The organism is Tsukamurella sp. USMM236 (assembly GCF_037148755.1).
Lineage (GTDB): Bacteria > Actinomycetota > Actinomycetes > Mycobacteriales > Mycobacteriaceae > Tsukamurella.
Map to the genome: position 1 here is coordinate 910,708 of NZ_JBBCSS010000002.1, position 22,515 is coordinate 933,222.

Annotated in this window: 20 protein-coding genes; 1 reads left to right on the top strand and 19 read right to left on the bottom strand. The window is 69.4% G+C overall.

What is annotated here, in order from left to right; genetic code table 11:
* Positions 1-80: 80 nt before the first annotated feature.
* From ureE to WFK95_RS10390, 15 genes are all read right to left on the bottom strand, one after another.
* The gene (ureE, locus tag WFK95_RS10320; RefSeq protein WP_336670622.1) at positions 81-566 is read right to left on the bottom strand and encodes an urease accessory protein UreE; all 486 of its coding nucleotides are present in this window, start codon (positions 564-566) and stop codon (positions 81-83) included.
* Between the two features lie 10 nt (positions 567-576).
* Positions 577-2,289 (bottom strand): urease subunit alpha, encoded by a 1,713-nt coding sequence (gene ureC, locus WFK95_RS10325; protein ID WP_336670623.1) that lies wholly within the window; start codon positions 2,287-2,289, stop codon positions 577-579.
* Positions 2,286-2,618: an urease subunit beta gene (locus WFK95_RS10330; RefSeq protein WP_336670624.1), complete on the bottom strand. Its 333-nt coding sequence runs from the start codon at positions 2,616-2,618 to the stop codon at positions 2,286-2,288. Before WFK95_RS10330 ends, ureC begins: the two co-directional genes overlap by 4 nt.
* Before the next feature lie 7 nt (positions 2,619-2,625).
* Positions 2,626-2,928: an urease subunit gamma gene (locus tag WFK95_RS10335; protein ID WP_336670625.1), complete on the bottom strand. Its 303-nt coding sequence runs from the start codon at positions 2,926-2,928 to the stop codon at positions 2,626-2,628.
* Between the two features lie 75 nt (positions 2,929-3,003).
* Complete coding sequence (locus WFK95_RS10340) at positions 3,004-5,226, bottom strand: heavy metal translocating P-type ATPase (protein ID WP_336670626.1); 2,223 nt, start codon at positions 5,224-5,226, stop codon at positions 3,004-3,006.
* Positions 5,226-5,507 (bottom strand): DUF1490 family protein, encoded by a 282-nt coding sequence (locus tag WFK95_RS10345; protein ID WP_068524855.1) that lies wholly within the window; start codon positions 5,505-5,507, stop codon positions 5,226-5,228. The genes WFK95_RS10340 and WFK95_RS10345 overlap by 1 nt, the downstream gene beginning before the upstream one ends.
* A 151-nt stretch (positions 5,508-5,658) precedes the next feature.
* Positions 5,659-6,021 carry a universal stress protein gene (locus tag WFK95_RS10350; protein WP_336670627.1) on the bottom strand — a complete coding sequence of 121 codons (363 nt, stop codon included), beginning with the start codon at positions 6,019-6,021 and terminating at the stop codon, positions 5,659-5,661.
* Between the two features lies 1 nt (position 6,022).
* Positions 6,023-7,531, bottom strand: a complete 1,509-nt coding sequence (locus tag WFK95_RS10355) for a tripartite tricarboxylate transporter permease (protein WP_336670628.1) — start codon at positions 7,529-7,531, stop codon at positions 6,023-6,025.
* A 2-nt stretch (positions 7,532-7,533) separates the two neighbouring features.
* A complete protein-coding gene (locus WFK95_RS10360; protein ID WP_336670629.1) occupies positions 7,534-8,046 on the bottom strand; it encodes a tripartite tricarboxylate transporter TctB family protein in 513 nt (170 codons plus the stop codon).
* Entirely contained in the window at positions 8,043-9,074 is a 1,032-nt protein-coding gene (locus WFK95_RS10365) for a Bug family tripartite tricarboxylate transporter substrate binding protein (RefSeq protein ID WP_336670630.1), read from the bottom strand. Before WFK95_RS10365 ends, WFK95_RS10360 begins: the two co-directional genes overlap by 4 nt.
* 149 nt (positions 9,075-9,223) lie before the next feature.
* Entirely contained in the window at positions 9,224-10,870 is a 1,647-nt protein-coding gene (gene atzF, locus WFK95_RS10370; RefSeq protein WP_336670631.1) for an allophanate hydrolase, read from the bottom strand.
* Positions 10,867-12,858, bottom strand: coding sequence for a 5-oxoprolinase/urea amidolyase family protein (locus WFK95_RS10375; RefSeq protein ID WP_336670632.1), 1,992 nt, complete (start codon positions 12,856-12,858; stop codon positions 10,867-10,869). The genes atzF and WFK95_RS10375 overlap by 4 nt, the downstream gene beginning before the upstream one ends.
* Positions 12,855-13,454: an urea amidolyase associated protein UAAP2 gene (locus WFK95_RS10380; protein WP_336670633.1), complete on the bottom strand. Its 600-nt coding sequence runs from the start codon at positions 13,452-13,454 to the stop codon at positions 12,855-12,857. Before WFK95_RS10380 ends, WFK95_RS10375 begins: the two co-directional genes overlap by 4 nt.
* 28 nt (positions 13,455-13,482) lie before the next feature.
* Positions 13,483-14,325, bottom strand: coding sequence for an urea amidolyase associated protein UAAP1 (locus tag WFK95_RS10385; protein WP_336670634.1), 843 nt, complete (start codon positions 14,323-14,325; stop codon positions 13,483-13,485).
* Between the two features lies 1 nt (position 14,326).
* Complete coding sequence (locus WFK95_RS10390; protein ID WP_336670635.1) at positions 14,327-15,871, bottom strand: amino acid permease; 1,545 nt, start codon at positions 15,869-15,871, stop codon at positions 14,327-14,329.
* A gap of 134 nt (positions 15,872-16,005) precedes the next feature.
* On the opposite strand from WFK95_RS10390, the gene WFK95_RS10395 reads away from it, so the two are divergent.
* The gene (locus tag WFK95_RS10395) at positions 16,006-16,680 is read left to right on the top strand and encodes a TetR/AcrR family transcriptional regulator (RefSeq protein WP_336670636.1); all 675 of its coding nucleotides are present in this window, start codon (positions 16,006-16,008) and stop codon (positions 16,678-16,680) included.
* Between the two features lie 7 nt (positions 16,681-16,687).
* Here WFK95_RS10395 and WFK95_RS10400 read toward each other — a convergent pair whose 3' ends face one another.
* The 4 genes from WFK95_RS10400 to WFK95_RS10415 all read right to left on the bottom strand — a co-directional run bounded on the left by WFK95_RS10400 (position 16,688) and on the right by WFK95_RS10415 (position 22,501).
* Positions 16,688-17,287, bottom strand: coding sequence for a DUF3558 domain-containing protein (locus WFK95_RS10400; protein ID WP_336670637.1), 600 nt, complete (start codon positions 17,285-17,287; stop codon positions 16,688-16,690).
* A 1-nt stretch (position 17,288) separates the two neighbouring features.
* Entirely contained in the window at positions 17,289-17,669 is a 381-nt protein-coding gene (locus WFK95_RS10405) for a hypothetical protein (protein ID WP_336670638.1), read from the bottom strand.
* A 140-nt stretch (positions 17,670-17,809) separates the two neighbouring features.
* Entirely contained in the window at positions 17,810-19,252 is a 1,443-nt protein-coding gene (gndA, locus tag WFK95_RS10410; protein ID WP_336670639.1) for an NADP-dependent phosphogluconate dehydrogenase, read from the bottom strand.
* A gap of 165 nt (positions 19,253-19,417) precedes the next feature.
* A complete protein-coding gene (locus tag WFK95_RS10415; RefSeq protein WP_336670640.1) occupies positions 19,418-22,501 on the bottom strand; it encodes a DUF3427 domain-containing protein in 3,084 nt (1,027 codons plus the stop codon).
* Between the last annotated feature and the right edge of the window lie 14 nt (positions 22,502-22,515).

Genomic DNA, 22,515 nt, shown 5'->3' on the forward strand with positions numbered 1-22,515 from the left:
GTACCCCGGCGACGCCCCGGCCCCGATTGAACACCGTTCCTGTACGTCGCGACCTGCGCTTTCGCCGACCGAAACGGTGTTCAATGCGTGTGCTCCGCGTGGCGGAAGGGCGTGGGAAGGACGCGGTCCTGTCGCGCGAAGGGGACGCCGTGATGAACGAGATAGTCCTCGACGGTGTGGTCGTACTGCACCACCATCACCTCGGCGCCGTACTCGGAGTCGGCGTCGAAGAACTGCGCCTGCAGGTGGCGGTTGCCGAGTCCGTGTGCGGTGCGGCCCATCTCGGTGATCGTGCGCGGGGCGATCACGAGCACGTCGGTCGCCAACACCTGCACGGCGATGATGTTGCGCTCGTCGCGGTGCAGGATGTCGCCGTCGCGGAGGTCGCCGTCCGGCCCGACGGGCGCGGCCAGGCGCAGCCCGATCTCCCGGTCGTGGTCGGTGCGCACCCGCTGGATCCGCTTCACGAGGTCGGCTCCGGCGAGCGGCACCCGCTCGACGTGCACGGTGTCCAGTTCGGCGGGGTCGAGGTCGGCGAGGTTGCCGGCGACGGTTTCGATGATCACTTCTCGCCTCTCAGAACAGGAAGTAGCGCTGGGTCATGGGCAGGGACGAGGCGGGTTCGGAGCGGACGGGCGTCCCGTCGACGGCGACGACGTAGGTCTCGGGGTCGACGGTGATGTCGGGCGTCGCGCCGTTGTGCGGCAGGTCCTGCTTGCGGAGGGTGCGGATGCCCCGGACGGGCAGGGTGCGCTTGCGCAGCCCGAGCTCGCCGGCGACGCCGGATTCCGCTGCCGCGGTGGACAGGAAGGTGATCGCGGCGTCGTGCACCGCCTTCCCCATCGACCCGAACTGCGGGCGCATGGTGCGCGGTTGCGGCGTCGGGATCGAGGCGTTGGCGTCGCCCATGAGGGCCGTGGCGATCTGGCCGCCCTTGATCACCAGGTCGGGCTTGACCCCGAAGAAGGCGGGGTTCCAGAGCACGAGATCGGCGAACTTGCCCTCCTCGACGCTGCCGACGTACTCCGCGATGCCCTGCGCGAGCGCCGGATTGATCGTGTACTTCGCGACGTACCGCTTGATCCGGGCGTTGTCGCCGCCGTCGGGGTCGCCGTCGAGCGGCCCGCGCTGCCGCTTCATCGAATCCGCGAGCTGCCACGTCCGGGTGATCACCTCGCCGACCCGTCCCATGGCCTGGGAGTCCGACGACGTGATGGAGATGATCCCCATGTCGTGCAGCACGCCCTCGGCCGCGATGGTCTCGGGCCGGATCCGCGAGTCGGCGAAGGCCACGTCCTCGGGGATGTCGGCGTTGAGGTGGTGGCACACCATGAGCATGTCGAGGTGCTCGACGATGGTGTTCTCGGTGAACGGCAGCGTCGGATTCGTCGATGCGGGAAGCACGTTCGGGTGCCCCGCGATGGCGATGATGTCCGGCGCGTGACCGCCACCCGCACCCTCGGTGTGGAAGGTGTGGATCACCCGGCCGTCGATGGCGGCGACGGTGTCCTCGAGGAAGCCGCACTCGTTGAGGGTGTCGGTGTGGATCGCGACCTGCACGTCGTACTCGTCGGCGACCCGCAGCGAATTGTCGATGGAGGCGGTGGTCGAGCCCCAGTCCTCGTGCACCTTGAGGCCGATGGCGCCGGCGCGGATCTGCTCCGCGAGCGGCTCCGTCGCGCCGGCGTGCCCCTTGCCGAGCAGCCCGATGTTCATGGGGACGTCGTCGAGCGCCTGGAGCATGCGGGCGATGTGCCAGGGGCCGGGCGTCACGGTGGTGGCGTTGGTGCCCGCGGCGGGGCCGGTGCCGCCGCCGATCATGGTGGTCACGCCGGAGTTGAGCGCGGTGTCGATCTGCTGGGCGCTGATGAAGTGGATGTGGGTGTCAATGCCGCCGGCGGTGAGGATCCGTCCCTCGCCCGCGATGATCTCGGTGGCGGCCCCGATCGTGATGGTGATGCCGTCGCTGATCTGCGGATTGCCGGCCTTGCCGATCCGGAGGATGTGGCCGTCGCGCAGCGCGACATCGGCCTTGACGATGCCGGTGTGGTCGATGATCAGGGCGTTGGTGATCACGGTGTCGGGGATGTCGTGGTCACGGGGGAGCACGCCGTTCTCGCCCATGCCATCGCGGATCACCTTGCCGCCGCCGAAGACGACCTCCTCGCCGTACACGGTGAGGTCCTTCTCGACGACGGCGAAGAGCTCGGTGTCGGCGAGACGCACGGCGTCGCCGACCGTCGGGCCGTAGAGGTCGGAGTACTCGCGACGGCTCAGTTCGAAGCTCATCGCCCTCCCCCGTTCCCGGCACCGTCGAGGGGCCCGTTGACGCGGTTCGCGAGACCGTGGACCTCGCGGGTTCCGGCGAGCGCGACGAGGCGCACCGTCTTCCCGTCGCCGGGCTCGAACCGGACGGCGGTCCCGGAGGGGATGTCCAGACGGTGCCCGTAGGCCTCGGCCCGGTCGAACTCGAGGGCGCGGTTGACCTCGGCGAAGTGGAAGTGCGAGCCCACCTGGATGGGCCGGTCGCCGGTGTTGACGACGCGGACGGTGCGCGTGGGGCGGCCGTCGTTGCACAGGATCGGCGCGGACGCGAGGCGGAACTCTCCGGGGATCATGGCGCGCCTACCGGATCGGGTGGTGGACGGTGACGAGCTTGGTGCCGTCGGGGAAGGTGGCCTCCACCTGCACGTCGTGGATCATCTCGGGCACGCCCTCCATCACGTCGTCGCGGCCGAGGACGGTGGCCCCGTAGGCCATGAGATCGGCTACGTTGCGGCCGTCGCGGGCGCCCTCCACCAGCTCGTACGTGATGATCGCGACGGCCTCGGGGTGGTTCAGCTTGAGCCCGCGGGCCTGGCGACGGCGCGCCAGGTCCGCGGCGACGACGATGAGCAGTTTGTCCTGCTCGCGGGGCAAGAGGTGCATGAGAATTCACTCAAATCCCTTGCCCCGGCGGCCGTCAAGCCAGATCGTCAGGCGCAACAGGCTGGAAACACGAAGTTAACGTCGCCCGCTGGGGCCACCCCGACGGGGCGGGCCGGCCGGTGGTCCCGACGGCGAATCGCTGGACTCGGCGAGCCGGTACCGGATCAGCCTGGAGCTGTTGAGCACCACCGCGACCGAGGAGGCGTTGTGCAGGATCGCGGCCAGGACGGGCGAGAGCGCGCCGCCCGCGCCGACCAGCAGGCCGACCGAGTTGACCGCGATCGACATGCCGTAGTTCTGCCGGATCACGTCGACGGCCCTCCGGCCGAGATCCACGACGTCGAGGACGTTGCGCAGATCGTCCCCGGCGAGCGCCACGTCGGCGGTCTCGACCGCCACGTCGGTCCCCGCGAGGCCCATCGCGATCCCCACGTCCGCCGCCGCGAGCGCGGGCGCGTCGTTGACACCGTCGCCGACCATCGCGACCACATGGCCCTCGTCCTGCAACGCCCGGACTTCGGCCAGCTTGTCCTCGGGCATCACTTCCGCACGCCATCGGGTGATGCCGAGTTCGGCGGCGATGGCGGCCGCCGTCTCCGGATGGTCGCCCGTCAGCATGACGACGGTGCCGATGCCCGCCGCCGCGACGGCGGCGAGGGTCTCCGCGGCCTCGGGGCGTACCTCGTCGCGCAGGCTGACGAGGCCGGTCAGGGCATCGTCCACCGCGAGGAGCAGCGGCGTCTCGCACTCGGCGCGGAGCCGCTCGACCCACCGCGCGGCGTCGACGCCCACAGCCACGCCGTGCTGTTCCAGGAGCGCCGGACTCCCCAGCAGGAGCACGCGGCCGTCCTCGGCCTGGGTCCGCATGCCGAGTCCGACGATCACCTCGCACTCCGCGTGGCTGGGGATCTCGATGTGCCGCTCCTCGGTGGAGCGGATCACGGCCTCCGCCAGCGGGTGCCGGGAGTGGATCTCGGAGCTGGCCGCGTGCGCGAGCACCTGCTCCGGCGTCCAGTCGTCGCGGAACGAGACGACGTTGGTCACCACGGGCCGCCCCGTGGTCAGTGTGCCGGTCTTGTCGAAGACCATCGCCGTGACCGAGCCCGCCGCCTCGAGGTGCGAGCCGCCCTTGATCAGGATGCCCCGCCGCGCACCGTTGCCGATGGCGCCGCTGATCGCCGTGGGCGTCGACAGGCCCACTGCACAGGGGCACGCGATGAGCAGCATCGTCATCGCGCGCCGCAGGTCTCGGGTCAGGAGCAGGGTGAGCCCGGACAGGAGGAACGACCCGGGGACGAAGCGGCGGGAGAAGTTGTCCCCGACGGTCTGGATCGGCGCCCGGTCCCGCTCGGCCTCCTCGACCCGCTCGATGATGCGGCCGATGGCGGTGTCGGCGCCCACGGCCGTGGCGCGCACGACGAGGCGTCCCGAGACGACCACCGCTCCCGCATGCACCGTCGCGCCCGGATCAATGGTGACGGGGAGCGTCTCCCCGGTGAGCGCGGCCTGGTCGACGACGGCGAGCCCGTCGACCACGACGCCGTCCACGGGCACCGCCACGTGATCGTGCACGATGACGACGTCGCCGACGTCGAGCGCGTCGATCGGGACCTGCACCTCGGCCCCGTCGGCGAGCCGCAGCCATGCCGAATCGGTGTTGCCGCGCAGCAGGTCCGAGATCGCGCGCCGAGTGCGGCGCAGCGTGAGGTCCTGGAGGAACTCGCCGATGTTGAGGAGCCACAGCACCGTCAGCGCGACGACGTTCTCGCGGAGGAGGAGGCTCGCGATGGTTGCCGCTGAGACGAGGGCGTCCGTGCCGGCGCGTCCGCCGCGCAACGATCGCAGGGCGCCACGCAGGAACGGGTAGCCGGTGAAGACGGTGATCGCGGTCGCCGCGGTCCGCGTGCCGGGCCCGAGCAGCGGCGGTCGGCGGAAGGCGTAGCGGCGGAGGCCGAGGAGCACCAGCGCCGCGGCGCCGAGACCCATCCGGAGGAGATCCGCATTGGTCACGTCCGCCGAGTGCGGCGCGTGCCGGGCGACGAGGGACGCATCGGCGGCGAGCCCCTCCGCGGCGGCCACGGCGATGCGCGCGGGATCGACGTCGCTCCGATGCCAGACCACGAGGGACCCGGTGTGGCTGTAGGCGTGCGCTGCTCGCACTCCGGGAATCGCCAGCACCGCGTCCTCGACCGCGATGCGGCGCTGCGGTGTCGCTCCGACGAGATCATCGAGCACCCAGCGCAGCCGGCCGGCGGCCTGCGAGACGACTCGTCCTGCCGGCTCGGACAGCGCGGTCATCAGTGGTCGTGGTCGTGCGCGGCGCCGGTCGCCGGTGGGGTCGACTCCTCGCCGACCCGCTCCTTGGCCTCGGCCAGGATGTCCGCGGCGTTCAGTCGCACGTTCTCGGCGACCTCCTCGGCCTTGCGGCTGCCCTTGAGCCCCAGCGCCGTCGCGGCGACCGCGCTCTCGCGCAGCGGCGCCTTGGCGAGCGCCTTCTTGGTCGCCTCGTACGCCGCGGCGCCGACGAGGCCGGTCACGAGCGCGGAGCCCGCCTTGAGGAGTACCGCCTGAACCGCCATCGGATCGTCCCTTCGTCGGGCGGCTCACGCCACCTATCGAACATCATTTCCAACAGCGTACCGCGCCAGGCGGGGCCGACGGAACGTAACGCACAACACGATAGGCCGCCTTGCGCGCGTTCCCGGGACGAGACGGCGGGGGCGCCGCGTCTCAGCCCTGCGCGACCTTCACCGCCAGCACGGGGCACGTCGCGTCGAGCAGGATCCGCTGCGCCGACGAGCCGAACAGCAGCTTGCCCGTAGCGGTGCGATGCTTGATCCCGATCACCAGGACGGACGCGTCCAGCGCGGTCGCGGCGTCGACGACGCCGCCCACCGGGTCCTTCTCGAACTCCTTCGGGCGTTCGACGGTGACGGTGAGGCCGCGTGCGGTGGCCTCCGAGAGGTCGGGGGCTTCCCCGTCGAGCAGGAAGACGACGATGGGCTCCCCGGGCCTGCGCTCCGCCTCTCGATAGGCGGCGTCGAGTGCGGCGGCGCTCTCGGGGGTGGTCGAGTGGGCGACGAGGATCGTCATGTCAGATGTCCTTTCCGGTGCGGGCGGTGACGACCTGGCGCGCCTTGATGAGGAGCACGGCGATCAGCAGGGCGTAGAGGGTGATCGAGATCGGCGAGGAGACGAAGACCGAGTAGTCACCGTCGGAGGAGAGCAGGGCGTCGCGCAGGCTGGTCTCGGCGAGCGGGCCGAGGACCATGCCGATGAGCAGGGGCGCGATCGGGATGTCGTAGCGCTTGAAGACGAACGCGAGCAGGCCGATCGCGAGGAACAGGAGCAGGTCGAACATCGTCGGCGACGTCGCGTAGATGCCGAGGCCGCAGAAGACCACGATACTGCCGTACAGGTACGGAGCCGGGATCAGCAGGAGCTTCGCCCACAGCTGCGCGAAGGGCAGGTTGATGATGAGTAGCACGACCATCGCGATGAAGAAGCTGGCGAGCAGCGCCCACACCAGGTCCGGGGAGTTGTCGAACAGCAGCGGACCGGGCTGCAGGCCGTACTGCCGGAACGCGGCGAGCATGATCGCGGCGGTCGCCGAGACCGGGAGACCCAGCGAGAGCAGGGCTCCCATCGCCATGCCCGTGGTGGAGTTGCCGGCGGCCTCCGGCGCGGCGAGGCCGCGGATCGCGCCCTTGCCGAACATGGGGACCTTGCGGCGGCGGTCCAGGCGGCGCTCCACGTCGTAGGCGAGGAAGGTGGGGACCTCCGAGCCGCCGACGGGGATGACGCCGAAGGGCAGGCCGATCGCGGTGCCGCGGCCCCACGCCGGGAGGGCCTCGGTGAACTCGGCCTTGGAGAGCCAGGCGCGGCCCGCCTTGGCGCCGAGCGCCTTCGGGGCGGGGTCGCGGCGGAAGCGCCCCGCGACGATGATGATCTCTCCGAGGGCCAGCATGCCGACCGCGACGATCACCAGCGAGATCCCGTCGAAGAGGTTCGCGGAGCCGAACGTGAAGCGCTCGGTGCCGGAGATCTGGTCGATGCCGACGGTGGCGAACATCAGGCCCATCACCAGCGACGTGAGCCCCTTGATCACCGACTCGGAGACGACGGAGGAGATCGCGCCGAACGCCAGGAGCGAGAGTGCGAAGTACTCGGCCGGACCGAACTGGGTGGACAGGTCCGCCATGAACGGGGCGAGGAAGACGACGAGGATCGAGGCGATCATGCCGCCGATGAACGCGCCGATCGCCGCGGTCGCGAGTGCCTGGGGCGCGCGACCGTTCTTCGCCATCTGGTGTCCCTCGAAGGTCGAGGCGATCGACGACGCCTGTCCCGGCGTGTTCATCAGGATGGCCATCGTCGAGTCGCCGAAGAGGCCGCCGAAGTAGACGCCGGAGAAGAGGATGAAGGCCGCGGTCGGGTTGAGCGCGAAGGTCATCGGGAGCAGCAGCGCCACGGCCATCGAGGAGCCGAGGCCGGGCAGGACGCCCACCGCGGTGCCGATGAGGCAGCCGATGACGACCCACATGAGGTTCGACGGCGAGAGCGCGCCGGCGAACCCGTCGAGCAGGAGTCCGAACTGGTCCATGGTTACAGTCCTCCCAGGATTCCGGACGGGAGCGGGACGTCCAGCAGGACACCGAAGATCAGGAAGACGAGGCTGGAGAGCAGCAGCCCGACGGAGACGTCGAAGAGGGGCCGCTTGCTGTTGAAGGCCCGTGTCACGCACCAGAACAGGAGCGCGGCGGCGAGGATCCAGCCGAGCACGTCGAGGAGCACCGCGAAGGCGATGAGCCCGCCGATGAGCCAGCCGGAGGCGGCCCAGTCGGTGTAGCTACGGAACTTGGTCTCCGAGCGGGCCAGCTCGTCCGGGTTGCGGACGAAGTGCACCGCGACCGCGGCGGCGAGCGCGTAGCCGACGATCGCCAACAGCCAGGGGAAGAACGCGGGACCGGGGCTGTCGTCGGACTGCACGTCCATGGTGAGGTTGCCGATCACCACGAGGGTGCTGGCGATGGCGAGGATCGCGGGGACGACGAGCGCGCCGAGCCCGTTGCCCGTGCCCTTGGCCGCGGAGTCCGCTTCTTCTGCCTGCGCGGTCATTTGCCCAGCTCCTTGTACAGGCCGGCGATGACGCGGTCCTCGTCGGCGATGAAGGTGGTCAGCTCGGGACCTTCCAGCCATGCCCTGGTCCACTTGTTGTTGCGTTCGGCCTCGGCCCAGTCCTCGGTGCGCATGACCTCGTCGAAGACGTCGCGGATGTTCTTCACGTCCGCCGCGGAGATGTCGGGCGGGCCGAACAGGGCACGCCAGTTCGCGAGCGTCACGTCGTAGCCGAGCTGGCGCAGCGTCGGGAAGTCCACGCCGTCGAGGGGCTCCTTGGCCGCCATCGCGAGGCCGCGGAGCCGGCCGGACTGGATTTGGTCGATGAGGTCGGCGTAGCCCGAGAAAGCCGCCTTCGCGGTGCCGGTGACCAGGGCCTGGGCGACTTCGCCGCCGCCGGCCTTGGGGATGTAGGTGGTCTGCTTCGGGTCGATCCCGGCGGCCTTGGCGAACTGAGCCATGACGAGCTGGTCGAAACTGCCGCCGCCGGTGAACGGGATCGAGTGCGGATTGTTCTTCCAGGCCGCGACCAGATCGTCGACGGACTTGTAGGGCGAGTTCGCGGGGACGACGAGCACGTCGTACTCCTCGAAGATCCGCGCGACCGGGGTCACGTCGGTCATCTTCACCGCGGACTTGGTCTGCTGGACGCCCGCGACGAGGCCGGTGCCACCGACCATGACGACGTCGGCCCGGCCCGGCATCGAGTGCAGGCGGGAGAGTCCGATGGTGCCGGCAGCGCCGGGCACGTTGACGACCTGGATGTTGGTGGCGATCTTCTGCTCCCGCATGATCGCCTGCGCCTCGCGCATGACGAGGTCCCAGCCGCCGCCCGCACCCGCGGGCGCGATCAGCGTGGCCTTGTTGCGGATGTCGGCGGAGAGGCCGCCGCGTTGGAAGGAGTAGAAGACCGCCATGGAGACCACCACCACGACGACGATCGCGTAGACCGCCAGTGCCACCATGTTGCGTTGCCCCGGTGGGCCTTTCGTCTGCCCTGCCTCGTCCGAGCTGTCCGTCACGATCATGGCCTCCTCGTCGAGCTGATGAGGACGCCAGATTATCGCCGCACCAACGGCGTATGACGGGAACGGAAAATCTCAGTAAAGAGCAGAATGCGCGAAATGCGCAGAACTCCCTGCCGTCGATGAGGCCGTTGCCCCGCAGTCGATTCCGGTCACCGGTCGAGCCAGTGGTCCACGGCGAGCGCACGGGCGTCGCTCAGCGCCGAGGCCTGACAGCTGAAGCCCACCACGGTGCGGCCGTCGTCGAGCACCACCGAGCCCAGGGTCATCGGTGCGGGCAGCCGGGTGAGGAAGCTCCCCAGCGCGGCGGGCGCGAGTCGCCAGAGCTCGCCGCGAATGCCCTGGCCGTGGTCGGCGTCGTGGACGAGGCCCGGCTTGGGCGGCGTCGTCGCCAGTTCGACCAGCCGGTATTCGCCGGCGGTCCGGATCTCCCCCGCCCAGTACGCCCCGAGCGAGGTCAGCTCGTGCTCGAGCGGTTGGCCGCGCAGGTGCGCGCCGAAGACGGCCAGGTCGACCGCGCCGGCGAGGCCGAGGTTCCACGGCGCCGCGGGCTGCGCGCCGGTGATCCGAGCGGCGAGGTCGAGCGCGACCCCGTCGTGCCCGGCGGGCGCGAGCACCGTGATGCCGAACTGCGCGCCGTCCGCGGTCTCCCCCGCCGGGACGGCGACGCCGCACAGGTCGAGGAGGTTGCAGAAGTTGGTGTAGGTCCCCATCTCGGAGTTCACCCCGACCGGGTCCGCCGCCACCTCGGCGAGGGTCGGGTGGCGGGGCGCGGTGGGGACCATGAGGCCGGCAAAGCCGGCGAAGAGCGCGGTGGCCCGCGCGGCGATGGCGCGCAGCTCGGCCTGGTCGGAGGCCAGACGGTGCGCGGGAACGTCCCCCGCGGCCCGCACGATGCCGGCCACCGTCGGATCCAGTCCCGCGTCGTCGCCTGCCGCGGTGACGAACTCCCCCACCGCGCTGTACCGCTCGGCGACGAGTGCACCGTCGTAGAGGAGCTTCGCGGCCGCGAGCAGCTCGGAGACGTCGACGGGCTTGACCCGCAGCCCGGCCGCCTCGGCGCGGGCGACGGCACCGTCGAAGGCCTCCCGCCAGGCGGCGGACAGGCCGGGGAGCTCGGCGGGGATCGCGAGCGCCGCGTCGGGCGCGGCGGCGAACGGGGTGTCGGCGGCCCACCGTCGGGCGCCGGTGGCGCCCATGACCGCCATGGCGCGGTTCGCCGTCGCGACGTCGCGGGCGAAGACCGTGACGCAGTCGTACGAGGCGCATGCGGGCACGACCCCGTCGGTGCTGACGGCGCCGATCGTCGGCTTGATGCCGACGATGCCCTGCAGGCCGGCGGGCACGCGGCCCGAGCCCGCGGTGTCGGTACCGATCGCGATGTCGGCGTAGTCGAGGGCCACGGCGACGGCGGAGCCGGAGCTCGATCCGCCGGAGATGCGGTCGGGTCGCCGGGAGTCGCGCACCGCGCCGTAGGGGCTCCGGGTGCCGACGAGGCCGGTGGCGAACTGGTCGAGGTTCGTCTTGCCGATCACCACCGCTCCAGCGGCGCGCAGGGCGGCGACGGCTGCCGCCTCCGCCTCGGGGCGATATGCGTAGCCGGGGCAGGCGGCGGTGGTCGGAAGGCGGGCCACGTCGACGTTGTCCTTGACGGCGAGGACGACCCCCGCGAGCGGGCCGCCCGCGGCGAGCGACGCGGTGTACTCGGCGGCGACGTGCGCCTCCGGCCGCAGCGCGAGGAACACCTCGGGGCGGTCGTCCGCCTCGATGCGCCGGTAGAGGTCGGCGATGCGGGTCATGCTGCGCTCCTTGTGAACTCACCGGCGGCCGCCCAGCGGCCGCGCTCCTCGTCGCGGGCGATCTCCATCGCGGACCGCACCCGGGCGATGTCGTCGGCCTCGCGGGCCAGGAACGCACGGTGCGCGGAGAGGGAGAAGGATCCGGGCGTGATGTCCACCGAGCCCCGGCCCGCGGCCGTGTCGGCGCGCAGGTCCGCCAGCTCCTCGGTGCTGACGGGGTACCAGCTGATCCGGTCGAAGTGCCGCAGCAGCCAGGGATGTTCGGGCTCGAAGCCGCCGGCGGTGAGCGGGTGCCGGTGGTTCCACACCTGCGTCGTGCGGCCCACGAACTGGTACCCGCCGGGCCCCTCCATGCCGTAGATGCACAGGTAGGCGCCGCCGATGCCGACGGCGTTCTCGGGCGTCCAGGTGCGGGCCGGGTTGTACTTGGTGGTCACCAGGCGGTGGCGCGGGTCGAGCGGGACGGCCACGGGCGCACCGAGGTACACGTCGCCGAGGCCCAGCACGAGGTAGGAGGCGTCGAAGACGATCCGCTGCACGTCCTCGACCGATCCGAGGCCGTTCATGCGGCGGATGAACTCGATGTTCCAGGGGCACCAGGGCGCGTCGCCGCGCACGCCCAGGACGTACCGCTCGATCGCCTCGCGGGTGCTCGGGTCGTCCCAGGACAGCGGCAGGGAGACGGTGCGGCTCGGCACGATCATGTCGTCAGCGGCGGGGAGCTGCGACTCCGCCTCGCGGATCCAATCGAGGGCCGCGGGCTGGCTCAGCGCGGTCGGGTCGAACTTCACCTGCAGGCTGCGCACGCCGGCGGTGAGATCGATCAGCCCCCGCGGCGATTCGGCGCGGAGTCGCTGCTCGAGCGCGTGGACGCGGGCCCGCGACTCCAGGTCCAGCGTCATGGCGCCGTACTCGACGAGGATGTTGTCGTCGCCCGAGCGGCGGTAGGTGATCGTGGTCTCGGCGTCGGCCGTCATGGACCGGGCGAGGACGCCGTCGTCGGCGTCGCCGCCCGCCGACAGCACGACGGGAAGGTTCGCGCGCCGGGCACTGCCCACGGCGCCGGGCGAGGCGGCCGTCGAGGCGCGCACGGGGACGAACCGCACGGCGTCGCCGGGGCGAAGCTGCCCCAGCTTCCAGCGGTCGGCGGTGGTCACCGTGACCGGGCAGACGAAGCCGCCCAGGCTGGGGCCGTCGGGGCCCAGCAGGATCGGGGTGTCGCCGGTGAAGTCCAGTGCGCCCACGGAGTACGCGTTGTCGTGGATGTTCGACGGGTGCAGTCCGGCCTCGCCGCCGTCGGGGCGGGCCCACTCGGGCTTGGGGCCGATGAGCCGGACGCCGGTGCGGTCGGAGTTGAAGTGCACCTCGTAGGCCGTGCCGTAGAGGGTCGCGATGTCGGCGTCGGTGAAGTACTCGGGGGCGGAGTGCGGTCCGACTGTGACCGCGAGCTGCCACTGGGTGGTGAACGCGGGGACCTCGTCGTCGAGGATGCGGCGCGGGGCGGTGGCGGCGGCGGTGCCGAGGGGCAGTTCGTCGCCGGCGGTGAGGGTCCGGCCGTCGTGGCCGCCGAACTTCCCCAGCGTGAACGTCGAGGCGCTGCCGAGGTACTCGGGCACCGTCACGCCGCCGCGGACGGCCAGGTAGACGCGCATGCCGAGCGATCCGGTGGCGCGGACGGCGAGCTGCTGCCCGGGACGGAGCTCGACGGGGGCCCAGGTGGGGACGGGCGTCCCGTCGACGGTGACCGTGACAGGCGCGCCCGTGACCGCGACGGTGGTGGGTTCGTCGACGGTGACGGCGAGGCCGCCGAGGGTGCATTCGAATCCCGGCGCGCCCTCGTCGTTGCCGACGGCGAGGTTGGCGAGGCGGAAGGAGAGGTCGTCCATCGGGCCGGACGGCGGGACCCCGATCGACCAGTAGCCGGCGCGGCCGGGCCAGTCCTGCACGGTGGTCATCGGGCCGGGGCGGACGACGGTGAGGGTGGTCATGCGGCGGCCTCCGAGACCTCGAGTTCGACGGCGGTGGGGTCGAAGCCGTTGCAGGGGTTGTTGATCTGCGGGCAGTTGGAGATCAGCACGAGGGTGTCGATCTCGGCGCGCAGCACCACCTTCTTCCCCGGGGCGGAGAGGCCGTCGACGATGCCGAGCGTGCCGTCGGGGTCGACGGGGACGTACATGTAGAAATTGACGTTGCCCACCAGGTCGCGCTTGCCGAGGCCGTGCCGGCTGCCCTCGATGAGGAAGTTCTCGACGCAGGCGTGCTGGTGCTTGGTGTGGTGGCCGTAGCGCAGCGTGTTGGACTCCTGCGAGCAGGCGCCGCCGAGGGTGTCGTGGTGGCCGACCTCGTCGTCGACGATGGTCATCATCGGCCGCGACTCCTGGTCGCGGATCACGGTTCCGGCGCCCAGGAAGATGCTGCCCTGGGCGAGGATCGTCTGCTGGGCGCTGTAGCGGACGGTGTGGTCGTGCGCGCCGTAGAAGAGGGTGTCGACGGCCTGGTTGCCGTGCAGGTCGGTCATGGTGAGGGTGTGGCCGGCGGGGACGATGCCCGACCAGGGCGCCCGCGGGGTGACGGTGGCGATCATGGGTGGTCCTTCGGTCGGTGGTCGGCGATCAGCGCGCGGCGCGGTGGGCGTCCTCGGAGTTCGCCACGGCGCGCTGGTATTCGGGGTCGGTGTCGGTGGCGGCGACGAGCGCGGCCAGGTCGTCGTCGGCGCGCCAGGCCAGCACCTCGAGCAGGCCGGTGTCGAAGGTCGGCGACAGGTCGAGCGGGTGGGCGGTGTTCGCGACGGCGACGATGCACGGCAGGTGCAGCACGAGCTCCACCGTCTTGCCCGCCCCCGCGCTGCCGGTGGAGGCGAGGGCACCGTCGGCCTCCACGGTGACGCCGTGGAAGAAGGAGACGGACGGGGCGACGTCGGTGGGCGTGAGGCCGTGCTTGGCGGCGGCGAGCACGAGCAGTTCGCGGCCGGCGGGGCTGTCCGAATGCGCCTCCCCCGCGCCGTACTTGGCGGTGTTGGTGGCGAGCGTGGTGGTGCCGCAGAGGGCGTCGTGGCGGCCGGAGCCGTCGGCGACGACGGTGGCGAGCACGCGCCCCTGGTCGGAGAGCAGCGGGTGGCCCGCGCCGAGGTAGGCCTGCCACGGCACCTTGACGGTGTCGGCGACGTTGAGCCGCTCCCACGGGGCGTCGGCGCGCCAGAGGAGGATGTTCGCGCAGGCGGTGCCGACGGTGTCGGTCAGGCGGATTCGGGTGCCGCGCGCCAGCACCTTCGACGTGTAGCGGCCGCCCGGGACGGTCTCCGCCCAGGTGAGCGCGTCGGCGGGCACGCCCGCGGGCGGGTCGGGCCAGGCGGTGGCGGGCACCGTCGGCATGCCTTCGACGCGGGTGTCGGCCTGGGCGCGGGCGTGGTCGCGGGCGCCCTGGGTGGTGGCGGTGGTCTCGGCGATGGCGGTCACGTCAGATACCTTTCGTGGCGGGGAGGTTCGGGAGGACTGCGGTGACGGGGCGCGGGTGCGCGCGACGCGGGAAGCAGGCGATGCCGGCGAGGACGACGACCGCGATGGTGATCGGTCCGGCCCACTGCAGGATCGGGGATTGTCCTGTGGGGTCGTAGATCTCGGCGCGCGGCCACGCGAGGTTGATCACCATCGCGCCGCCGTAGAGTACGGCCGCGGCGTTGATCGGCACGCCCCAGCGACCCAGGGTGAAGACGGGCTTCCCCTCGGAGTCGCGGACGGTGGCGCCGTGCGGCCAGCCGCGGAGCCGCTGGTAGAGCATCGGCACCGTCACCGACAGGTAGGCGAGGTAGATGAGCACGATGCACACGCTGGCGAGGGTCGCGAAGATCGCGGGGTTGCCCACGTTGACCAGCAGGACGGCGACGCAGAGGACGCCGATGAGCACGGCCGGGGCGACGGGCGCCTGGGTGCGCGGGTTGACGCGGGAGAGCTTGTCCGAGAACGGGAGCCGGTGGTCGCGGGCCATGGAGAAGATGAGGCGGCTGCACGCGGTCTGGATGGCGAGCGTGCAGATGAAGACGGCCACGGCCACGTCGACCAGGAGGACCTTGCCCCAGAACGAGCCCAGGACGGACTGGAGCACGTAGGGCAGGCCGCCGGCGGCGAGCTCCTCCCCCAGCGTCGGTGCGGCCATCAGGGCCGTGATGAGCATGAGGCCGCCGCCGACCGCCGAGGCGGTGAGGGCGAACCGGATGGTGCGCGGCGCGACGCGGCGGGGGTTGACGGTCTCCTCGGCGAGCTCGCCCGCCGAGCCGAAGCCGACCATGACGTAGGCGGCCATGAGGCCGGAGACGATGAACGCGCCGAGGTAGCCGCCCGAGCCGGTGGTGGTCGCGTGCGAGGTGTCGAAGACGACCTGGGGGCCGCGCTGGGCGTGCATCGCGAGGGCGCCGATGACGGCGACCACGCCGACGAGCTCGCACGCGACGCCGATGGCGTTGATGCGGCTCATCCAGTGCACGCCGATGCAGTTGATGGTCGTGGTGACGATCAGGAGGATCGTGCCGAGCAGGACGGCGTTGGCCGCGCCGCTGGAGCTGGTGAGGGACGGGTCGTCGCCGATGATCTGGAAGCCCGACCACACGGTGGGCAGCACCACCTGCAGCGCGATCGCGGCCGCCGCGGCGGTGACGATCTGCGCGAGGATCATGAACCAGCCGCCGAACCAGCCGACCACCTCGCCGCCGAGGCGCCGCGACCACTGGTAGATCGCACCGGAGATCGGGTAGCGGGCGGCCATCTCGGCGAAGCACAGCGCCACGAGGAACTGGCCGACGTAGACGAGGGGCCAGGTCCAGAAGAAGGCTGCCCCGCCGAGCGAGTAGCCCAGGCCGAACAGCTGGAAGATGGTGGTGAGGATGGACACGAAGGAGAACCCGGCGGCGAACGACGCGAACGTCCCGAGCGAGCGGCGCAGCTGCGGCTGGTAGCCGAGCTCGGCGAGATCATCCGAATCATGGTGTCGGGGTTGGGTGGTTGTCATGGGCGGCTTCCCTGTCGGAGCTCTATCTGTCAGTTGATAGAAAACCGTTCTCCGGGGTCACCCGGATTGCCCCGCTGTAAGGACTGGGAAAACCGGCGCTACGAACATGTTTCGTGGCAGGTAGCCTGGCCGCTGTGACGGAGGCGAATGGCGGGGCCGGCGGTGGAGCCGACGGCGGGGCGGAAACCGCAGGTAGGCGGGGTCGTCCGCGTGCGAACGACCCCCGCCGGCCCGGCGCCACCGCCGTCGAGGAGATCCTCGACGCCGCGGCCGAGCTGTTCACCCAGCGCGGGTACGCGGCCACCTCGACGCGGCAGATCGCCGAGGCCGTGGGCATCCGGCAGGCCTCGCTGTACCACTACTTCCCCACCAAGGGCGAGATCCTGACCGCGTTGTTGGAGGCGACGGTGCAGGCGCCGCTCGCGCTCGCACGCTCCGTGGTTTCCGCCGACGGTTCGCCTCTGGAGCGCCTACTGACGTTGGCCCGGTCCGATGCCGGGCAGTTGCTGGCGGCGCGGTACAACCTTGGGGCTCTGTATCACCTGCCCGAGCTGGCGGCCGACGAGTTCGCCGAGTTCCGCGCCGACCGGGCGGAGCTGGCCTCGCATTACCGTTCTCTGGCCACCGCTGTTCTGGGCGACGACGGTGACCCGCGCACGCTCCTGCCGTTCCGGCTCGTGGAGTCCGTGATCGGCCTGCGGTCCGACGGTGCCGTCGGCGCAGGTGCGGGCGGTGGTTCCGGGGCCGCGTTCGACGACGGTGATGTGGTGGACGCGATCTGTCGGGCGATTCAGCGGGTATTGACGTAGCCGCTGATCACGGCGCCTTCGAGATCGCCAGCGTCGCCCACTCGATCGCCTTGTTGCACTCTGCCACGAGACCCGCAGAAGGCTTGCCAGCACTGCCAATTCGGTAGCTCGAGTGCACGATTGCATCCTCCGACATGAAGGACGCGAAACAGCCCGTGTCGCGCTCGGTGGTGACAATCACTCGGCGCCCGTTGATAATTCGATCAGGCTGCCACGGCCGATAGCTCTGTTTGACCTTGTAGATGTCGAGCGACTTCTCATTGCCCAGAGTTTGACTGAAGAACGCGACGCGATCGGGGGACTGCCACCAACATCCACGAAAGTTGGGCGACACGGATATTGCGGCATCTTTCAACGTGCCGGGATCTGCGCCGAGAGCCCGCATCTCGTCGTCCGAGTATGCGGTACACGGCTCGAAGCTGGTGCCGTCATTTCTGTCGTTAGTCCTACCAGAAAATTCAGGTGTGAACGGCAATGGCCGAGCGGACATCGGGGCAGAGGGCGACTCGATGCTCTCTCCGGGAACCGCCTCACCACCAACCGAAACCGCGCATCCCCCAAAGAGTAGCGACGAAGCTACCAGGCACAGGCACCACCGCAGTCCCACTTCAGTCCAACCTCACCGCACCGATACCTTCAACGTTCCTGAGTTCCGTGCTCCCGATGTCCTTCGCAATCTGCCGCAGCGCCGCAGCGATGGTCCGCGCTTCACCGAGCTCGCGAGTAAAATTCTGCACCACCGAGTGCTCATGATCGTGCACGGCAACCCCGATGTTGTGAGTCGCTGCGCGCCCCTCCACAGTGTCTCCGAGGTAGTTGTTGCGACCGACCCAGCCAAGAGATTCAATGATCGTCTCGAGCCTCTCCGCGTGCCGTTCGTGTGCCTTCGCGAGCTCCTCGATCGGGTCCCCCTTGAGCACCATGTTCGGACGGTCGGCGATGCGCTGCTGCGCCTCGTCGCGGATCTTGTCCGCTTCGGGACTCCCCATGATTCCTCCGATCGTCACCGGCAGGCGAGCACGCGCCCTCATCTATTGGACGCACCAGCCCGGCGATCGGTTCCCAACTCGTTCACCGAACGCGGAAGGGGGCGCAACCGATGCGGCTGCGCCCCCTTCCCACGTTGTGGTCAGTCCGTCTTGACCTCGCTGCGGTCGCCCGACCACAGGGTGTGGAAGGTGCCCGGCTTGTCGACGCGCTTGTAGGTGTGCGCGCCGAAGAAGTCGCGCTGCCCCTGGACGAGCGCGGCGGGCAGGCGGTCGACGTTGAGCGAGTCGAAGTAGCTCAGCGCCGTCGCGAAGCCCGGGACCGGGACGGCGGCCTGGGTGGCGGTGATGACGACGCGGCGCCACGCCTCCTCGCCGTCGCGGATGGCCTGCGCGAAGTACGGGGCCTCGAGCAGGGTGTTGAGGTTGGGGTTCTCGGCGTAGGCGTCGGCGAGGACGTTGAGGAACTGGGCGCGGATGATGCATCCGCCGCGCCAGATCTTGGCGACGGCGCCCTTGTCGATGTTCCAGCCGTACTTCTCCGCGCCGGCGATGATCGCGTCGAAGCCCTGGGCGTAGGCGACGATCTTGGAGGCGTAGAGGGCCTTCGCGACGTCGTCGACGAAAGAATCGTCGACCCGCGGGGCCGTGGGGCGTTCGATGCCGAGCGCCCGGACAGCGTCGCGCTGCGCCCGCTTGGACGAGACCGCGCGGCCGAAGACGGCCTCGGCGACGCCGCCGACCGGCACGCCCAGGTCGAGGGCGGTCTGCACGGTCCAGACGCCGGTGCCCTTGCTGCCGGCCTGGTCGGTGACGATGTCGACGAAGGGCTTGCCCGTCTCAGCGTCGACGTGCTTGAGGATGTCGATGGTGATCTCGATGAGGTAGCTGTTGAGCGGTCCCTCGTTCCACGTGGCGAACAGGCCCGAGATCTGGGCGGGCGTGTAGCCGGCGACGTTGCGCAGCAGGTCGTAGGCCTCGCCGATGAGCTCCATGTCGGCGTACTCGATGCCGTTGTGGATCATCTTGACGAAGTGGCCGGCGCCGTCGGTGCCGACGTGGGTCACGCAGGCCTCCCCCTCCGCGACCGCGGCGATCGACGCGAGGATCGGGCCGAGGGTCTTGTAGGACTCGGCGGTGCCGCCGGGCATGATCGACGGGCCCTTGAGCGCACCCTCCTCGCCGCCGGAGATGCCGGCACCGACGAAGTGGATGCCCGTCGGCGCGATCTTCGCCTCGCGGGCGATGGTGTCGTGGAAGTTGGCGTTGCCGCCATCGACGATGATGTCGCCCGGCTCGAACCGCTCCTGGAGCTGCTCGATCACCGCATCCGTGCCCGCGCCGGCCTGCACCATGATGATCGCGGTGCGCGGCTTGGCGAGGCTGGCGACGAACTCGTCGATGGTGTCGCTGGCGACGAAATTCGCCTCGGGGTGGTTCTTCACCACGTCGTGCGTCTTCTCCGGCGAGCGGTTGTAGATCGCGACGGTGTTGCCCTCCCGGGACGCCAGGTTGCGGGCCAGGTTGGAGCCCATCACCGCCATCCCCACCACTCCGATGTTCGCCTTGGCGTCGTTGCTGCTCATCGCTCGTTCGTCCCTCTTCCTCGTGGTGGTTCACACTCGGCCCCTACGTTACGTCCCCACGCCCGACGGTGCCCCCACCTCACCCACACAGAAGTCACGTATCGGCGCATGCGGCCCGGAATCGCGCCGACGTTTCGTCAGACCGCCGAACGTCCTGAGTGACGATCACAGGGCCGCCGTCGCGACACCAAAGAAGTCAACAGTCATCGGATGGTCTAGCTGCCAAGTGATCGCCATCGGTCGCTCACCGGAGTGACCGACGTACTCCGCGGGCCCCAAGAACTCGTAGGGGGACGTCCCAAATTCACCGTTCTTCGCAACACGGACGAACAACAGCACGTAGCTGTCGCCGAGAATGTACCGCTGTCCAGTCTCAGAGGACTCTGAGGTCAATGACTGAGACTCCCAGTGGAATTCAGTTCGACTGATCGGGTAGTCGCGATACATGGTCGTGGGCGAAAACGATCCCTCCGTCTTCACGAGGGTCACGAATAGAGCATCAATGTTTCGCGACGCAATATACTTGACGCCTTCCCGGAATGTGGCCGGCACCGATTTCAGAGAAGCGTGATCGAGACCAGCAAGGATCTCTTCGCGCGAGTACCGGGCGTGAATTCGCAGAGGAAAACCTCCGCGGCCTCCCCAGAGGGGATACGTCTGTCGTCGCGTACGTCCAAACCCCAGCTCCATGATTTCAATAAGCTCACCGACGGCCTCCTTCTCGGCTCGTAGAGCATCCAGCCCCTCATCGACACTCGCGAACTTCGGCTTGCCTCCATCCGGCCAGATCGAGAAGAACAGCATCGTCGCGAGGAGCCTGTCGGTCCCGGACATCTCGTCGAGCCGCGTGCAGTCTAAGAGGATTCGCTTGTAACCAGCGACGCGGACCTCGTCGTCAACATGGGCGAACACTTGGTTACGTCTGAGCACCTCGGCCTCGCGGGGACCCGGCGCGAACGCCAAGTCAATGCCGGCCTCGCGGCGAAGCCCCGTCCAGGACCGATCGGCCTTGATCACCGAGGCGAGGTCGATCCCAGTCGCTTCAAGGAAGCCTGCCAGAGTGTCCTCGCCTGCAGAGCGGACCTCGGCGACGAGTTGGGGCCGACGGAGGTTGAGTTGGCGTTTCACGTTCTCGAGGACGAACTTCTGTGTCTGGCGATCGAGCTCTATGCGGCAGCCCGACGGCAGGTACGGGAAGTCGTTCTCGACCTCCTTCACCAGTTTGCCGCGAGGAATGCCGGTCAGAGACCGGAGGCGCTTGTCCCAGCGGAATTCCTCCCGTTGATGCCCGACGAAGTCTAGGACCGTCAACACAGCCTTGTCTGGCGTGCGCCGGAGCCCCCGACCCAACTGCTGAAGGAAGATTGTGGCGCTCTCAGTCGGGCGGAGCATGAGGACGGTGTCGACTTCCTTGATGTCCAGGCCCTCGTTGAACACATCGACCGAGAAGATCGCATTGATGCGACGGTCACGCAGATCCGAGAGTGCCTGCCTCCGCGCGTCACCACCGGTCTGCCCCGACACCATCACTGACGGGATGCCCGCTTCTGTGAACCTGTCTGCCATGTACTGGGCATGCTCGATGGAAACGCAGAAGCCCAACGCACGCATCTGAGCCGGGTCAGCCAGCTTGTCCTGGATTGCCTTCAGAACCATCCGCACCCGGGCGTCGTTGCCGGTGTACAGCTGCCCAAGTGCGGTCTGATCGTACTTTCCGGTTTTCCACGCGATCGCGGTCAGATCCGTACCGTCGGCGATGCCGAAGTAGTGGAAAGGGCACAGAAGCTCTGCGCTCAGCGCATCCCAGAGACGGAGCTCAGTGGCGATTCGGCCGCCGAAATACTCGCGCACATCGAGGCCGTCAGCGCGTTCCGGGGTCGCAGTCAGACCCACCAACTCCTGAGGTGAGAAGTGGTCAACCAGGCGCCGGTAGGTCGGCGCCGCTCCGTGGTGAAACTCGTCGACCACGATTACCTCGAAGTGATCAGCTCCGAGCGTGTCGAGGGTGTCCTCCTTCAGAGATTGGACGCTCGCGAACACGTGGTCCCACCGCTCGGGCCGCTGGCCGTTGACGAAGAGTTCGCCGAACGCTCCGTCGGCCAGAACCTCGCGGAACGTGCGCTGTGCCTGAACCAGAATTTCGCGAGTGTGCGCCACAAACAACAGGCGCGGACGCTTGCCGCCCGCCGGAATCAGACGTCGGTAGTCCAGTGCCGCCAGGACGGTCTTTCCAGTTCCCGTCGCTGCCACCACGAGGTTCCGATGTCTGTCGTGTACTTCGCGCTCGGCCTGCAACTCGTCCAGCATCGTCTGCTGGTACGGATACGGCCGAACCTCCAAGCCAGACACGTTGATCGTGACGTTGCCCGAGGAAGTGAGGCCGGAGGCCTCGCGAAGAGCGCGATCGAGCCGCTCGCCGTCCCGATCAGGGATGTACTCCTCGAATCCGGGGTCTTCACTCCAGTAGGTCTCAAACGTCGCCCGGAACTTGTTCAGCAAGCTGGGAGTCGCGACCTTCGACAGACGCACGTTCCACTCGACTCCGTCGATCAATGCGACGTTGGAAAGATTCGACGACCCGATGTACGCCGTGTCGAATCCCGAGTCGCGGTGGAACATCCACGCCTTGGCGTGAAGTCGCGTACGCAAAGCGTCGTATTGCACTCGCACCTCAGCGCCGTATTTCTCCGCCAGTCGGTCGAGTGTCTTACGTTCAGTGGAGCCGAGGTACGTGGTGGTAATTACTCGGAACGGCTTGCCGGCGTCTGCGAGCGCCTGCAGCTCAGTTTCGAGGAGCCTGACCCCGCTCCACTTGATGAACGCGCAGAGCAGGTCGACACGGTCCGCAGAGGCAATCTCCGCCTTCAGTTCGTGACCGATGGAGGGCTCTCCCCTGCCGCTGTTCGTCAGCAGGGCAACCTCGGAGAGCGGCGTCTCGGGCCGAGTTGAGGTCCGATCGACAACGCCGGGCGCAGGCAACTGATAGAGGCGCGCAAGCTGGGTCGCCGGATCGAGAATCGGGCTGTCCAGGTCGCCCGCCACAGCCAGCAGACTGTTCGCGAGCTTTATCCGCTCCGACTCGTCCTTCTCCCCCGCGATCGCACGCTCCACGATGCTCGCCACGTGACGAGCGAGCACGTGCGGCTGGTCGGCCTTCTCGACCGCGCGCGTATCGCTTTGCAAGCCCGTCGCTTTGATCCGATCCCGAAGGTCCGCTGTGTGCAGCGACTCGTAGATCCCCTCTTCCATGGGCGCCAGTCTGG

What these genes read in the sequence shown, in the direction of transcription:
- WFK95_RS10405 (WP_336670638.1), bottom strand. Translation starts at nt 17,669, where the DNA reads ATGGGGAGTCCCGAAGCGGACAAGATCCGCGACGAGGCGCAGCAGCGC.
- WFK95_RS10355 (WP_336670628.1), bottom strand. Translation starts at nt 7,531, where the DNA reads ATGGACCAGTTCGGACTCCTGCTCGACGGGTTCGCCGGCGCGCTCTCG.
- WFK95_RS10365 (WP_336670630.1), bottom strand. Translation starts at nt 9,074, where the DNA reads ATGATCGTGACGGACAGCTCGGACGAGGCAGGGCAGACGAAAGGCCCA.
- gndA (WP_336670639.1), bottom strand. Translation starts at nt 19,252, where the DNA reads ATGAGCAGCAACGACGCCAAGGCGAACATCGGAGTGGTGGGGATGGCG.
- WFK95_RS10415 (WP_336670640.1), bottom strand. Translation starts at nt 22,501, where the DNA reads ATGGAAGAGGGGATCTACGAGTCGCTGCACACAGCGGACCTTCGGGAT.
- WFK95_RS10335 (WP_336670625.1), bottom strand. Translation starts at nt 2,928, where the DNA reads ATGCACCTCTTGCCCCGCGAGCAGGACAAACTGCTCATCGTCGTCGCC.
- WFK95_RS10390 (WP_336670635.1), bottom strand. Translation starts at nt 15,871, where the DNA reads ATGACAACCACCCAACCCCGACACCATGATTCGGATGATCTCGCCGAG.
- atzF (WP_336670631.1), bottom strand. Translation starts at nt 10,870, where the DNA reads ATGACCCGCATCGCCGACCTCTACCGGCGCATCGAGGCGGACGACCGC.
- WFK95_RS10360 (WP_336670629.1), bottom strand. Translation starts at nt 8,046, where the DNA reads ATGACCGCGCAGGCAGAAGAAGCGGACTCCGCGGCCAAGGGCACGGGC.
- WFK95_RS10380 (WP_336670633.1), bottom strand. Translation starts at nt 13,454, where the DNA reads ATGATCGCCACCGTCACCCCGCGGGCGCCCTGGTCGGGCATCGTCCCC.
- WFK95_RS10330 (WP_336670624.1), bottom strand. Translation starts at nt 2,618, where the DNA reads ATGATCCCCGGAGAGTTCCGCCTCGCGTCCGCGCCGATCCTGTGCAAC.
- WFK95_RS10345 (WP_068524855.1), bottom strand. Translation starts at nt 5,507, where the DNA reads ATGGCGGTTCAGGCGGTACTCCTCAAGGCGGGCTCCGCGCTCGTGACC.
- ureC (WP_336670623.1), bottom strand. Translation starts at nt 2,289, where the DNA reads ATGAGCTTCGAACTGAGCCGTCGCGAGTACTCCGACCTCTACGGCCCG.
- WFK95_RS10350 (WP_336670627.1), bottom strand. Translation starts at nt 6,021, where the DNA reads ATGACGATCCTCGTCGCCCACTCGACCACCCCCGAGAGCGCCGCCGCA.
- WFK95_RS10375 (WP_336670632.1), bottom strand. Translation starts at nt 12,858, where the DNA reads ATGACCACCCTCACCGTCGTCCGCCCCGGCCCGATGACCACCGTGCAG.
- WFK95_RS10340 (WP_336670626.1), bottom strand. Translation starts at nt 5,226, where the DNA reads ATGACCGCGCTGTCCGAGCCGGCAGGACGAGTCGTCTCGCAGGCCGCC.